Genomic DNA, 12879 nt, shown 5'->3' with positions numbered 1-12879 from the left:
GAGCCACGCTTCTCCGAACTCTGGTGCCGCGCAAAAGGGACCGTGCAAAAGTGCCTGTCCCTTTTGCACGCTAGAACTCGGCGAAGCGCGGCTCGCCCGCGCGCGCCAGGTCCTCGCCGCTGGCGAGCTCGCGGGCCGCGGCGAGGAAGCGCTCCTCGTCCCCGGCGCGAAAGACGCAGGAGAGCCGCACGTCCTCGGCAAAGAGCTGGTCCGCGACCTTGCCGCCGCAGTCGGAGACGAGCCGTGTCACGCGGTCGTAGAGGGCGTAGGGAAGCTGTGCCGTCACCGGGGTCACGAGCGTCATCTCCACGATGGCGCCATCCCTCTCGGCGGCGGCGACGGCGGCCTGCGCGGCGGCCGTGTAGGCGCGCACGAGCCCGCCGGGCCCGAGGAGCGTGCCGCCGAAGTAGCGCGTGACGACGCAGCAGACGTCTGCGAGGCCGGCGCCGCGCAGCACCTCGAGGGTGGGCATGCCGGAGGTGCGGCTGGGCTCGCCGTCGTCAGAGCAGCGCTCGCGCCCGTCGGCGAGAATCCATGCGGGGACGTTGTGCCGGGCGTCATGGTGGCGGGAGCGAACCTCGGCGATGAAGGCCTCGGCGTCCCCCTCTCCCCCCACGTGGGCGAGCTGGGCGATGAAGCGGCTGCGCCGGTCCTCGACCTCGCCTTTGGCCTCGGCGCCGCCGCGCAGCGTGCGATAGCCCCCGGGCGTCGCGTCCCTCCCGAGCGTCATCGGTCCGTGCGCAGCACCGCGCTGCCGGCGGATACGAGCGTGTCGTCTGCGGCGGACTCGACCCGCGAGAAGGACTCGGAGTTGGTGACGGTGACGATCACGGTGTCGTCGAGGCCGCTTCTCTCCAGCAGTCCGCGGTCGAAGGAGATCAGCGGGTCGCCCGCGCGCACCTGGTCGCCCTTGCCCACGAAGAGGCGGAAGCCCTTCCCGTGCAGGCGCACGGAGTCCACCCCCACGTGCAGGAGCACCTCGGCGCCGGCGTCCGTCCTGATGAGCAGGGCGTGACGCGTCTTGACGTCGGCCATGACCGTGCCCGAGACCGGCGAGAACGCCACGGCGGGGCCATCGGCCGCCTCGCGCGGCCTGATGCCGACCCCGGCGCCGAGCATGCCCTGCGCGAAGACCGGGTCCCCCACCCGGTCGAGCGAGACGACGCAGCCCGAGACGGGCGCGCTCACCACCCCGGGATCGTCCGCCGCCGCGACCGGGGCGGGCTTTGCGGCGCGACCGGCGCCGATGACTTCGAGCAGACCCACGTGCAGAAACCTTTCGTCGAAGGCGCGCCGCCGGTCGGCGCCGCGCGCTCGCATTCTGGCCCAATGTATTGTAGTCCACCTCATGTCCACAGAAAACCGTTCGAATCATGCTAGAATCATCGAACGCGAGGTGGGCCAGGCGACCGCGGGGCGCCCGTGAGGGCGTCATGAGGAAAGTCCGGGCTCCATAGGGCAGGATGCCGGCTAACGGCCGGGCGGGGTAACCCGACGGAAAGCGCCGCAGAAAAGAAGACTCCAACTGGCCGGCCCTCGGGCCGCGCAAAGGGAAAAGCTGAAACGGTGGTGTAAGAGACCACCAGCGCCGCGGCAACGCGACGGCTTGGCAAGCCCCATCCGGAGCAAACGCAAATAGGAGCGCCATGGTGTGGCCCGCACTGCGCTCGGGTTGCGCGCTAGAGGCGGACGGCGACGTCCGCAGTAGATAAATGGCCGCCCACGACAGAACCCGGCTTACAGGCCCACCTCGCGTACCGTGCGCCAAATTGGCCTGACGCCGCCGGCTCATCCGGCCTCCCAGAATGAGAACATGTGTCCGGACCCTGTGCTACCCTACTCTCAAACAGATGTTCGGGAGAAGGAGGGCGAATGGACGCACTCGATAAGCTTGGCATACTCGCCGAGGCCGCGCGCTACGACGCGGCGTGCACCTCCTCGGGCGCCATGCGCGCGCCGCGCCAGGACAGGCTCGGCGCCACGCAGCCGGCGGGCTGCTGCCACGCCTTCACGCCGGACGGGCGCTGCGTGACCCTGCTCAAGGTGCTGCTCTCCAACGCCTGCGCCCATGACTGCGCCTACTGCGTCAACCGCAGCTCCGCCTCCTGCGCGCGGGCGACGTTCGCCCCGCGCGAGCTTGCCGAGCTCACGGTGGACTTCTACAAGAGGAACTACGTGGAGGGCCTCTTCCTCTCCTCCGGCGTCCTGGGAACGGCGGACGCCACGACCGAGCGCATGGTCGCCTGCCTGCGCATCCTGCGCGAGGACCTGCGCTTCAACGGCTACGTGCACGCCAAGGTCATCCCCGGGACGTCCCCCGAGCTCGTCGACGCGCTCGGGCGGCTGGCGGACCGCCTCTCGGTGAACATAGAGCTCCCGAGCGCGACCTCCCTCGAGGCGCTCTGCCCCGAGAAGAGCCGCGACGCCGTGCTGCGCCCCATGGCGCAGATCCGCTCGAGGCGCGAGGACGAGGAGCGGCTCCTGCTCGCAGGCGGCAACGCGGCGGGCGCGGAGGGGTCGTCGGAGGCGCAGGCGAGAAGGGCGCGCCCCACGACCCGTCCGCCCTTCTCGAGAAGCGCGCGAACTGCCGCGCGTGCTCGACCTCGGAGAGCACACGCCGCGCGAGGTCGTCCACGGCGAGGACCCGCTTGTCCGTGGCGCGGGCGCGCCTTTGCCCCGGCCGGCCAGTCCACCCAGCTCATCGTAGGCGCCACGCCCGAGGATGACCGGCACGTCCTCTCCCTCTCCAAGGCGCTCTACGACCGCTTCGACCTGAGGCGCGTGTTCTTCTCGGCCTACATTCCGCTCATGGACGACGCGCGGCTCCCCGATCCCGGCACGCCCGTGCCCCTGCGCCGCGAGCACCGTCTCTACCAGGCCGACTGGCTCATGCGCTACTACGCCTTCGAGCCGGGGGAGCTCGTCACGGAGGAGGAGCCCTGGCTCGACCTCGAGGTGGACCCCAAGCTCGCGTGGGCCCTGAGGCACATCGACCGCTTTCCCGTCGAGGTGATGGACGCGCCGCTCGAGCTGCTGCTGCGCGTGCCGGGCGTGGGGCCCGTGGGCGCCCGGCGCATCGTGGCCGCCCGGGCACGCGGGCCCGTGACCTTCGACGACCTGCGCGCGCTGCGCGTGACGCTCAGGAGGGCGCGGCACTTCCTCACGTGCGGCGGCGTTCGGGACGAGGGAAGCCCGCTCGACGAGGGGCTCATACGCGAGAGGCTGGTGAACGATGCGCGAGGGAGCGCCTACAACAGGAGACGCGCCGAGCTCGAGGGCGCCCAGATGCGCCTCTTCTGAGGTCGAGCGCATGGTGGGGGCAGTCGCCGAGGCCGCGCGGCGCTACGGCGTCCTTCTCGCCTGCGCGCCGGGGGCCGAGGGCGTCGTGGCCTCGGTGGGGGTCGGCTACCTCGCCCACGTGGGCGAGGGGTCGCTCGAGCTCTGCCGGGCGGACGCCGTGCAGCCGCGCCTGGGGCAGGTGGCGCTCGGCCCGCTCGACGCCGCGGACGGGGGCGTGGTCAGGCTCTCCGAGCGGGTGCTCAAGGGCTTCCGGCGCAAGACGGGCCGCGAGTGCGCGCGGCGCGCCCTTCTCGCCTGCGCCTCCGACGACCCCTCCGCGCCCGAGGCGGTCCACCGCTACCTGAGGCTCGGCTTCTCCCGACCGCACGAGCTGCACGCCCGCGCCACGGACAAGCGGGTCCTCGCCGTGGACGACCTCGCGCGGCGTGTGCTCTCCGAGGTCGAGCACGCGCGGCAGTTCGCGCGCTTCTCGAGAAGGGCGGACGGGTCGTGGGTCGCCGCGATCGAGCCCGCGGCGGACGTCGTGCCCCTCGCGGCTCCCCACTTCGCCCGGCGAATGGGGACGGAGCGCTTCTGTCTCGTGGACCCCGCCCACCGCGTGGCCGCCTTCCACGAGGCGCGCGCCGCCCGCTGCGCCGTGGTGCGCCTCGACGAGGGCCTGGCGCAGAGGCTGGCCGCGCTCGGCGAGGACGACCTCGCAGACGACGAGCGCTACGTCCGCGCCCTCTGGAAGCGCTTCTACGACCACGTCTCGCTCCCGGGGCGCGAGGTGGAGGAGCGCGGCTACGACCTGCGGACGAAGTTCGTCCCCGTCCGGCTGCGCGGCCGCATGACGGAGCTCGACCCCCGCTCGGACAACGCCGGGGCACACGTGCCGGCCCGCTACGCCGGGGGCGGCGAGAGGGCGGCCTCCCCCGAGTGTCCCGAGCATGCCGCGGCGCACGGAATCGCTCTCTGAGCGGCCCGAAACCGTGCGCGGGGGCATGCTGGGGCGGTCCGTGCGCGGGGGCATGCTGGGGCGGTCCGTGCGCGGGGGCATGGTCGCGAGGGCGCGCCCTTCTCGCCCGCGCCGTCCCGCGTCGACCGAGCATGCCCCGGCGCCCACATCGGCCGAGCATGCCCGGGCGCACGGTTTCGGGCCGCGAGGGGCCAGAGACGTGCGCGGAGGCATGCTCGGCCGGCGCGGGCGGACGTCAGGCGGCGACCACCTGGTACTCGAGCCGCCATCCGCCGAGGCTCATCTCCCCGGCCCCGCATGAGGGACTCCACCCTCCCGCCAGCGCGCGCACGGGGACGCCGTGACGTCGCTCGGGCGGGGGCCCGAAGGGGATGCCGTAGAGGCGCACCCAGCGCCAGAAGCTCGCCTCGTTCTCCACCTCACCGAGCGAGAAGCGCGCCACGCGCATATCGTAGGCCGTGATGCGAGCCTCGCGACGGCGCTCGCCGGAGATGACCGCCATGAGGTCGAGGCCGCCCATAAACGCGGGGTCGACGTACTTGACCAGGCCGTCGAGCTCCCCCGCGACGGGCCTCCCGTCCTCACCGAGCCATGTGAAGTCAATCCTGAACCAGCCGTCCTCCTCAAGCGGGTCGGCAAGGCGGACCTGGATGGTCGGGAGCGCCACCCCGCGCTCGATCATGATGGCCCGGGCCACGGACTCCCCGCCGTTCTCCGCGCGGGTGTCGGCCCAGTCGCAGGTGGCAAGCGTGCGCGCTATGCCGCGGTGACCCGAGAAGGAGCGGCGCAGCAGCCGTCGGAGCGCGCCGCGCGACATCCCGCTCAGCCGGAGCACGGAGTCCGCGACGGCGAGGGCATCAGGGAAGCTCGCGTCGCGCATGCAGTCGAACGCGGTGCGCGCGAGCGAGGTCACGCGAACGCCGGACACCACCTCGACGTCGCCCGGGTCGATCTGGTGTCGGACGATGCGCGCGGCGAGCCTCTTGCCGTCGCGCGAGCCGCAGACCACATGCGTCCTTCGAAGCGATGCCCAGGAGACGGAGATGCCCCGGACGAGCGCGGCGGAGGGACCGCAGAAAACCCAGTCGGGGTGAAGCGCCGCGAGCCCGCGGATGATGCCGAGGGCGCGCTGCGGGGGCTTGAGCGAGCGCCAGTGGGCCCAGCGCGCGTAGATCCCGGGGGCCGGGGATATGATGCGGTCCTCGTCCGCGGTCCGGCGCCGCCTGACGCGCCGCATGAGCGCGGTGCGGTCCGCCCGCGTCGCCGGAACAAGGCATGAGCCCTCCGCCTCGGCTCGTGCCAGCTCGGCCCCGATTCGCTCGTCGACCTTCCTGCTCATGCCTGCCCCCTCTCCGGTGTAAAGGGCCGCAATTCTCCCACGAAGGCGCTCTCCCGGACGAGGGCTTTCGGCGGGCGGCGGTCATGGCGGCCGCCTCCATGCCGCCTTCATGCTCGAGCATGCCCCGGCGCACGGATTTGGGCCTCCGAGGACCGGAACCGTGCGCCGGGGCATGCTCGACGAAACCGTGCAGGATGGCATCCTCGCCAGGGTCATCCGGCGAGCGGTGGACGGCGGGCAGGAGGAGCGAGCATGCCGCGGCACACGTTCTTCTCGCTATGCGGGTCGTGAGGCAATCTGTGCATGAGGGCATGCTCGGCACCAGAGACGGGAGGCGAGAAGGGCGCGCGGGACCTCGCGAGCATGCCTGGGCGCACGTGTCGGCTGAGCATGCCAGGGCGCACGGTTCCGTCCCGCAGAGGGCGAAATCCGTGCGCCCAGGCATGCTCGCCGCAACGCCGATACGGCGCGGAGACGAAGCGGCCCCGCACCCAGAGGGGCGCGGGGCCGCGAGAAGGCTATGGGACGAGGGCCTAGTCGAGGTCGCCGAAGTCGGCGAGGCTCACTGCCGGGGTCGAGGGGGCCACGGGCGCGGCGACGCGGGCCGGCGCGGCGACGTCGGCGTGGGTGGTGCCGGCGGAGCCGTTCGGCGCGCTCGAGAGCGCGACCTGGGCCGGGAAGACGGCCTCGGCGTCGTCCATGAAGTGCTGGAGGAGCTTCTTGTACTCGGAGCGGAACTCCTCGCGGGAGGCCTTGAGGCGGTCGATCTCGTCGAGCTCGTTCTGCTTCTCGGCGAGCGCCTGGCGGATGACCTCGCGGGCCTTGGCGTCGGCGTCGTTGCGGATCTTCTCCGCGTTGTCGCGGGCGTCGGCGACGAGCTTGTCAGCGGACTGCTGCGCCACGATGAGCACCTGGGAGATCTGGCGCTCGGAGGCGGTGATGGCATCTGCGGGCGCGGCGACCACGGGGGCGGCAACGGTGGCGGAGCCGTGCTCCTCCATGCTCGCGATCTGCGCCTGCGCGGCGGAGAGCTGCTGCTCGGTGGAGGTCAGGCGGCCCTTGAGGTCGGCGATCTTCTGGAGCATCGCGTCGACCTCGGCGGAGAGCTGCTCGAGGAAGGCGTCGACCTCCTCGGTGTCATATCCGTGCTTGGAGGGAGAGAAGGTCTGCTGCTCGATGTCTGCTGGTGTGATTGCCATCTTGTTCCCTTTCGCTTCGCAGGACGCGGGCTGTCCCGCGTGTCCGTACCGTACCAGTCTACAAAATGATGGCGAAGAGCAGCCTCTCGATGAGGCTGAGTGCCAATATCGCCACAATCGGAGAGAAGTCGACCCCCATGACCGGCGGTATGAACCGACGGAAGAGGCCGAGGTAGGGCTCGACGAGCATGCCGAGGGCACCGCGAATGTCCTCGAAGAGCCCCGATCCCGTGCGCGGCACCCACGACAGAATGCACCAGATCACGATGACCCAGCCGTAGATGTCAATCAGCCGTTGAAGAAGAACCGCGATGCTGTAGAGCCCCATTCCCTGCCTTTCGGATCCGAGACGTCACTCTCGTGATGGTACCCGCAATCGGCCGTTCCTATCGGTCTCCCGCAAGCTCTCGCGTCCGCGCGAGCGCCGCGTCGACGGCCTCCTCCGACCCCTCCACGAGCAGCGGCTCGAGCTCTCGCAGCGCGGCGGCGGTGGTGCCCCCCGGCGAGGTCACCCGCTCCATGTACGCGCGCGGGTGAACCCCCTCGGAGAGGAGCTGCTCCGCGCAGCCGCGCATCGTGGTCTCGAGGAGCTCGCGGCATGCCGCAGCGGGGAGGCCCGTCCTCACGCCGGCTCGGGTGAGCGCGTCGACGAAGAGCGAGAAGAACGCGGGCGCGGTTCCCACCACCGCCCCGGCGGCATCGAGCTGGTCCTCGCGCACGACGCACGCGGTGCCGAGCGCCGAGAAGAGCTCGCGGGCGAGCTCGACGTCGTCCGCCGTGGCGCGCGGCCCGGCGCACACCGTCGTGGCCCCGGAGCGGACCTGGACGGGGAGGTTGGGCATCACGCGCACCACCCTCGAGCCGGGGAGCGCCGCGGCGATGGCGGCGGTGCCCACCCCGGCGGCGATCGAGATGACGAGCCTGTCCGCGGCAGCCTCGGCGATGTCGGCCATGACGTCGCCGATGACCTGCGGCTTCACTGCGAGTATGACGACGTCGGGACCGCTCGAGAGCAGGTCGGAGGCGTCCGCGCACCCCGCGATCCCGCAGGAGGCGAGCTCCTCGACGCGGGCCGGGTCGCTATCCGCCACGCGCACGGCGGAGGCGTCGAGCTTCCCCGACTCCACGAGGCCCCGGGCGATGGCGCCGCCCATGGACCCGCCGCCGACGATGCCGACGGTCACGCCCAGCTTGCCCATGGCGCCTCCCCTACCGAACGAGGTCGCCGTCGGCGACCAGCTTGTCGAGGTCCGACTGCGAGAGGTCGACGTCGGCCGGCAGCACGACGAAGACGCGGTCGCCGAGTTCGCGGACCTCGCCGCCGAGGCCGAAGGAGAGGCCGAAGCAGAAGTCGAGGATGCGCTTGGCGGTCTCGATGTTCGTGTTGCGGAACACGATGACGACCGGCTGGTTGGTGCGCACGCGGCGCACGACCGTCTGGACGTCGTCGTAGGAGACCGGCTTGAGGACGTAGGGGGGCAGCTTGCCCGAGCTGACGCGCGAGACCGGCTTGAGCCCCACGTCGCCGGGCGTCGCCGAGGAGGTCGGGCGCATCACCGAGGTGGCGTCCGAGTGGTAGCTCGGCTGATAGGACGGCTCGACGGGCGACGGAGCCGCATAGGTGCTCGGAGCGGGCCGCGACGCCGCGCTCGCCGGGCGCTCGGCGCTCACGGGGCGGCCGGAGCGCGTGTAGACCGAGACGCTCTCCGCCTCGGGGCGCGGCGTGTTGCCGAGCAGGCGCGGGCTCGACCCCACGTCGCGGCGGCGGGGCTCCTGGGCACCGGAGTAGCCGTCGTCCTCGTAGCCCTCGTCGTAGTAGTCGTCCTCGTAGTAGTCGTCATCCGAGCCGCCACGCAGACGGTCCCTGATCGAGTCGAGGAAGCCCATGTTCTTCTCCTTCCATGCGACGCGCCGGCGCACCGGCGCGCGGCCCAGCTAGTCTCTCAGGGCATAGCCCTGGTCGAACACGCACCTGCCGAGGCGGACGAGGGTCGAGCCCTCCTCCACCGCGATCTCGAAGTCGTCGCTCATGCCGCAGGAGAGCTCCGGCAGGGGGAGCCCCGTGCGGTCGCGCAGCTCGGAGGCGAGCTCGCGCAGGCCCGAGAACGTCCGGCGCGCCGCGTCGGCGTCGCCCGCGGGGGCCATCGTCATGAGCCCCAGGACGCGAATCCCGGGGAGCGCCACCACGCCCTCGGCGGCGGCGCGCAGCTCGTCCGGGGAGAAGCCCGACTTCGAGGCCTCCCCCGACACGTTGGCCTCGAGCAGGACGTCGGCCACGATCCCGCGCGCCTCGCAGCGCGTGGACACCGCCTCGGCGAGGTGGGCCGACGAGATCGAGTGGATCAGCGCGACGCGCCCGATCACCTGGTTGATCTTGTTCTTCTGCAGGTTGCCGATCATGTCGAAGCGCGCGCCCGCCATCTCGGGCGACGCCGCGGCCGCCTCGAGCTTGCGGACGAGCTCCTGGGGACGGTTCTCGCCGAAGGCGTCCCACCCGGCGCGGCGGGCGAGAAGGACCTCGTCGAAGCCGACCGTCTTGGAGACCGCGATCGCGGAGACCCCCGCGGCGTCGCGTCCCGCGCGGGCGGCCGCGGCGCCGATCATGTCGCAGATCTCCCGGCGGCGCGTCTCAAGGAAGCGGGCGTATGACTCGTCGCGCTCGCTCATCTGCACCACCCCTCTTCCATGGCGCCCGCGGCAGGCCAGCCTGCGGGGCGCCTCCCCATGAGGGCGACGGCGGCATGCCGGCCGCAGGCGCCGCCCTCGGCGCGATACGAGAAGAACCGGTCGGTCGCGCGCGCCGTCGATGCGTCGCACACGGCCACCCTATCCGCCGCCACGCCCGCGTCGGCGAGCGCGGAGGTCACGGCGAAGGCGAGGTCGAGGTTTCGCGGCGCGCGGGCGACCCCCTCGCCGAACTCGCCCGCGAAGGTCCCGAGGAGCTCCTCGGAGACCTCGTAGTCCCCCGCCCCGATGTGCGGCCCCACGTAGGCGAGAAGCTCGCCCGCGCCGCAGCCCGCCGCCTCGACGAGCTCGCGCGCCGCCCTGGCGGCAACGCGCGCGAGCGTGCCGCGCCAGCCCGAGTGGACGACGGCGAAGCCGCCCGGCGCGACGAGCACCACGGGCACGCAGTCGGCGAAGCACATGAGGACCGGCACCTCGTCGGCGACGCACACCACGGCGTCGGCGCCGGAGAGCGCCTCGGCGCGGGCGGCCTCGAGCGCCGCGGGCTCGGCGGAGCGCACCGTCACCACGCGGTCCCCGTGCACCTGATGCGGGCACACGAGCCTCTCGAGCAGGTCCTCGGCGCCGAGCGCGGCAAGCGCGCGGCGGCGGTTCTCCGCCACGCGCGCGGGGTCGTCACCGCAGCGGTCGCCGAGGTTGAGCGAGGCGTACGGGGGCTCCGAGACCCCGCCCGCGCGCTCGGTGAACGCGAACGTGACCCTGCCCGGGACCGACGGGTCGGTCAGCAGGGTCACGTCGCCCGAGCGATGTCTCTCGAGGGAGGGCATCGCTAGATGCGGCTGCGCTTCAGGAAGTCGGGGATGTCGAACTCCTTGTCGTTGTTGGACGAGGAGGACGACGGGCGGCTCGCCGGCGCGGGAGCGGGGGCCGGGGCGGCCTGGCGCTCGCGCGAGGACGGGCGGGAGACGGTCATCGTGGGGAGGGTCTGCTGGACGTTGGAGTCGCTGAAGCCCGTGGCGATGACGGTCACGCGCACCTGGTCCCCGAGGGACTCGTCGACGACGGTGCCGAAGATGATCGTGGCCTCCGGGTCGACGTTCTTGGCGACGAGGTCGGCGGCGTCGTTGATCTCCTGGATGCCGAGGTCCTTGTTGCCGGCGATGGAGAGAAGGACGCGCGTAGCGCCGTCGATGGAGCTCTCGAGCAGGCGGCTGGAGATGGCCTCCTCGGCCGCGTCGGTGGCGCGATTGTCGCCGGAGGCGGTGCCGATGCCCATCATGGCGGTGCCGGAGCCCCTCATGATGGTGCAGACGTCCGCGAAGTCGAGGTTGATGAGGCCGGGGACCGTGATGAGGTCGGTGATGCCCTGGGTGCCCTGGCACAGGACGTCGTCGGCCATGCGGAAGGCCTCGAGCATAGTGGTCTTCTTCTCGGAGAGGTCGAGCAGGCGGTCGTTGGGGATCACGATGAGCGTGTCGACGTTCTCGGAGAGGTTGCGGATGCCCTCGACGGCGGAGTTGTAGCGCTTGCGGCCCTCGAAGGTGAAGGGCTTGGTGACGACGCCGACCGTGAGCGCGCCCACGTCGTTCTTGGCGATGTCGGCCACGACGGGCGCCGCGCCCGTGCCGGTGCCGCCGCCCTCTCCGGCGGTGATGAAGACCATGTCGGAGCCGGCGAGCGCGGCTTTGATCTCGTCGCGGGAGTCCTCGGCCGCCTCCTTGCCGACCTCGGGGTTGGCGCCGGCGCCGAGGCCCTTGGTGATGTCGGTGCCAATGTGGACCTTGATGTCGGCGTCGGAGATGGCGAGCGCCTGCGCGTCGGTGTTCACGGCGACGAACTCGACACCGCGAATGCCCTCCTCGATCATGCGGTTCACGGCGTTGGTACCGCCGCCGCCCACGCCCACGACCTTGATCACGGCGAGGTAGTTGTTGAGGGTGTCGGTGTCCTTGATCATCGTGTCCTCCTCGAAGGGCCTTTCGTGCTGCGTTCTGCTTTCGATTTTTCTTCCTGCCGGTCGCCTCGGCGCTGGCAGAAACCCTAAAGCTCAGGTTAACGTCGACGCTTTAGCGAAAGCGACGTATATTGACACACTTGAGGGTCTCGCGTCAAACAGTTTGGTGAAATCATGGAGTTCGCAGGTAGCGGGCCCGCCGCTCACCCTTGAGACTTTTCAGCGAAGGGTCAGGCGTCGCCCTCGGCCGTCGCGTCGGCGGAACCCTCGGCGTCCCCGCCGCCGTCCGAGGAGCCGTCGCCCGCGCCCTGGGACCCCTCCCCGCCCGAGTCCGCCCCCTGCGAGGCGTCTCCCTGCGAGGCGTCGCTCGACCCCTGCGAGGAGTCGGTCGCGGCCTGCCCCTCGTCGGCGCCCGACGCGGAGACGCCGTCGCCCGCCTCGACGTTCTCGGAGTCCACGAGGCGCACGGTCGGCCTCACGGCGGGGTCCGTGACCACGCGGACGTTGATGTAGGTGACCGCGCCGGGGTGCTGCTCGAGCGTCTGGGTGATGACGGTCTCCTTCGCCGCGATGTCGGTCGGCGACCCCAGCAAGATCTCGACGCCGTTCCTGAGGGTGCAGGTGATGCTGTCCGTCGAGGCGGCCGAGAAGCTCACCACCTGGGAGAGGAACTCCTCCGAGAAGCCCCGCCTGAAGGCCGCGACCGCGTCGAGGACCTCGTCGGTGGCGACGGAGCCCGCGACCGGGGAGACCGTCGCCGGGACGTCGGTGATGAGCAGGCAGCCGTCGGCGAGCGCCTGCGCGAGCGCCGCGTCGTTCACGGACTGGCCCTCGGAGGCCTCGATCTTGGTGGGCTGGATCCAGATGTCAGCGTCGCCGAGGTACCAGGCGATCGAGCCGGTGTTCATGACCACGAGCGCCTCGACCTGCTGCTCGACGATCTCGATCCGCAGGGTGTGGGGGAAGACCCGCTCGAAGGTCACGTCGGCGACCCAGGGGTCCTTCTTGAGGGCGGCCTCCACGGCGTCGGTGTCGACGTTGAGCAGGGTCGAGCCCACGGGGACGCTGACGAGGTTCTGGATGTCGGTCTGGGTGACGTGCTCGGTCGGCTCGGCCTCGACCGACTCGATGAGGAAGACCGGGGAGTCCCTGAGGATGAAGAGCGCGACGAGGCCCACGAGGGCGAGCGCGACGAGGCCGCCCGCGACCATGAGAACGACGCGCAGGGCCTGCCCGCGCTGGTGGCGCTGGCGCCGCTCGCGCCCGGACGCCGCGCTTGGCGAGCCCGAGCCTGCCTGGCGCGTCATGGCGACGGCGCGGTCGAGGAAGGCGGGGCGGGGGGAGCCCGCGGGGGACGCCTCCCTCCGGGACGCCTTGGGGGGGGTCTCCTAATAAACTCTGGCCCGCTTCGGGGCATAAGGGCGAAGATGGCAAGGAACCCCGG

13 protein-coding genes and 1 other RNA gene are annotated in these 12879 nt (G+C 71.6%); 3 read left to right on the top strand and 11 right to left on the bottom strand.

Annotated elements, in window-relative coordinates; genetic code table 11:
* Positions 1-70: 70 nt before the first annotated feature.
* Together BQ7391_RS06980 and BQ7391_RS06975 are read right to left on the bottom strand one after the other, a co-directional pair.
* On the bottom strand, positions 71-730 hold the full coding sequence (locus BQ7391_RS06980) for an IMPACT family protein (RefSeq protein WP_075279943.1): 660 nt from the start codon (positions 728-730) through the stop codon (positions 71-73).
* Positions 727-1266 carry a PTS sugar transporter subunit IIA gene (locus tag BQ7391_RS06975; RefSeq protein ID WP_075280923.1) on the bottom strand — a complete coding sequence of 180 codons (540 nt, stop codon included), beginning with the start codon at positions 1264-1266 and terminating at the stop codon, positions 727-729. The genes BQ7391_RS06980 and BQ7391_RS06975 overlap by 4 nt, the downstream gene beginning before the upstream one ends.
* A 127-nt stretch (positions 1267-1393) precedes the next feature.
* On the opposite strand from BQ7391_RS06975, the gene rnpB reads away from it, so the two are divergent.
* The 3 genes from rnpB to BQ7391_RS06960 all read left to right on the top strand — a co-directional run bounded on the left by rnpB (position 1394) and on the right by BQ7391_RS06960 (position 4258).
* Positions 1394-1756: RNase P RNA component class A (gene rnpB, locus BQ7391_RS06970), an RNA gene on the top strand.
* Between the two features lie 116 nt (positions 1757-1872).
* On the top strand, positions 1873-3300 hold the full coding sequence (locus BQ7391_RS06965) for a putative DNA modification/repair radical SAM protein (RefSeq protein WP_075279942.1): 1428 nt from the start codon (positions 1873-1875) through the stop codon (positions 3298-3300).
* Between the two features lie 10 nt (positions 3301-3310).
* Positions 3311-4258, top strand: a complete 948-nt coding sequence (locus BQ7391_RS06960) for a TIGR03915 family putative DNA repair protein (protein ID WP_075279941.1) — start codon at positions 3311-3313, stop codon at positions 4256-4258.
* Between the two features lie 235 nt (positions 4259-4493).
* On the opposite strand, the gene BQ7391_RS06955 is transcribed toward BQ7391_RS06960, so the two are convergent.
* The 9 genes from BQ7391_RS06955 to BQ7391_RS06915 all read right to left on the bottom strand — a co-directional run bounded on the left by BQ7391_RS06955 (position 4494) and on the right by BQ7391_RS06915 (position 12742).
* A complete protein-coding gene (locus BQ7391_RS06955; protein ID WP_075279940.1) occupies positions 4494-5597 on the bottom strand; it encodes a hypothetical protein in 1104 nt (367 codons plus the stop codon).
* A 533-nt stretch (positions 5598-6130) separates the two neighbouring features.
* Entirely contained in the window at positions 6131-6796 is a 666-nt protein-coding gene (locus tag BQ7391_RS06950; protein ID WP_075279939.1) for a DivIVA domain-containing protein, read from the bottom strand.
* A gap of 58 nt (positions 6797-6854) precedes the next feature.
* Positions 6855-7124 carry a YggT family protein gene (locus BQ7391_RS06945; RefSeq protein WP_075279938.1) on the bottom strand — a complete coding sequence of 90 codons (270 nt, stop codon included), beginning with the start codon at positions 7122-7124 and terminating at the stop codon, positions 6855-6857.
* A 58-nt stretch (positions 7125-7182) separates the two neighbouring features.
* Positions 7183-7995 (bottom strand): pyrroline-5-carboxylate reductase, encoded by an 813-nt coding sequence (gene proC, locus BQ7391_RS06940; protein ID WP_075279937.1) that lies wholly within the window; start codon positions 7993-7995, stop codon positions 7183-7185.
* 10 nt (positions 7996-8005) lie between these two features.
* Positions 8006-8683, bottom strand: a complete 678-nt coding sequence (locus BQ7391_RS06935) for a cell division protein SepF (protein WP_075279936.1) — start codon at positions 8681-8683, stop codon at positions 8006-8008.
* Between the two features lie 48 nt (positions 8684-8731).
* Positions 8732-9463 carry a YggS family pyridoxal phosphate-dependent enzyme gene (locus tag BQ7391_RS06930; protein ID WP_075280922.1) on the bottom strand — a complete coding sequence of 244 codons (732 nt, stop codon included), beginning with the start codon at positions 9461-9463 and terminating at the stop codon, positions 8732-8734.
* Complete coding sequence (locus BQ7391_RS06925) at positions 9460-10275, bottom strand: purine nucleoside phosphorylase YfiH/LACC1 family protein (protein WP_328586766.1); 816 nt, start codon at positions 10273-10275, stop codon at positions 9460-9462. Before BQ7391_RS06925 ends, BQ7391_RS06930 begins: the two co-directional genes overlap by 4 nt.
* Positions 10276-10310: 35 nt before the next feature.
* A complete protein-coding gene (gene ftsZ / locus BQ7391_RS06920; protein WP_200799591.1) occupies positions 10311-11438 on the bottom strand; it encodes a cell division protein FtsZ in 1128 nt (375 codons plus the stop codon).
* A gap of 227 nt (positions 11439-11665) precedes the next feature.
* On the bottom strand, positions 11666-12742 hold the full coding sequence (locus BQ7391_RS06915; RefSeq protein ID WP_075279934.1) for a cell division protein FtsQ/DivIB: 1077 nt from the start codon (positions 12740-12742) through the stop codon (positions 11666-11668).
* Between the last annotated feature and the right edge of the window lie 137 nt (positions 12743-12879).

Source organism: Thermophilibacter provencensis (assembly GCF_900128445.1).
GTDB lineage: Bacteria > Actinomycetota > Coriobacteriia > Coriobacteriales > Atopobiaceae > Thermophilibacter > Thermophilibacter provencensis.
Note: the sequence above shows the minus strand (reverse complement) of the source record. Positions and strands in the feature narration are given on the sequence as shown.

Excerpts from the sequence above, each read along its gene's own strand:
- proC (WP_075279937.1), bottom strand. The coding sequence starts at position 7,995 with ATGGGCAAGCTGGGCGTGACCGTCGGCATCGTCGGCGGCGGGTCCATG.
- BQ7391_RS06945 (WP_075279938.1), bottom strand. The coding sequence starts at position 7,124 with ATGGGGCTCTACAGCATCGCGGTTCTTCTTCAACGGCTGATTGACATC.
- BQ7391_RS06980 (WP_075279943.1), bottom strand. The coding sequence starts at position 730 with ATGACGCTCGGGAGGGACGCGACGCCCGGGGGCTATCGCACGCTGCGC.
- BQ7391_RS06960 (WP_075279941.1), top strand. The coding sequence starts at position 3,311 with ATGGTGGGGGCAGTCGCCGAGGCCGCGCGGCGCTACGGCGTCCTTCTC.
- BQ7391_RS06935 (WP_075279936.1), bottom strand. The coding sequence starts at position 8,683 with ATGGGCTTCCTCGACTCGATCAGGGACCGTCTGCGTGGCGGCTCGGAT.
- BQ7391_RS06915 (WP_075279934.1), bottom strand. The coding sequence starts at position 12,742 with ATGACGCGCCAGGCAGGCTCGGGCTCGCCAAGCGCGGCGTCCGGGCGC.
- BQ7391_RS06930 (WP_075280922.1), bottom strand. The coding sequence starts at position 9,463 with ATGAGCGAGCGCGACGAGTCATACGCCCGCTTCCTTGAGACGCGCCGC.
- BQ7391_RS06955 (WP_075279940.1), bottom strand. The coding sequence starts at position 5,597 with ATGAGCAGGAAGGTCGACGAGCGAATCGGGGCCGAGCTGGCACGAGCC.
- ftsZ (WP_200799591.1), bottom strand. The coding sequence starts at position 11,438 with ATGATCAAGGACACCGACACCCTCAACAACTACCTCGCCGTGATCAAG.
- BQ7391_RS06950 (WP_075279939.1), bottom strand. The coding sequence starts at position 6,796 with ATGGCAATCACACCAGCAGACATCGAGCAGCAGACCTTCTCTCCCTCC.
- BQ7391_RS06965 (WP_075279942.1), top strand. The coding sequence starts at position 1,873 with ATGGACGCACTCGATAAGCTTGGCATACTCGCCGAGGCCGCGCGCTAC.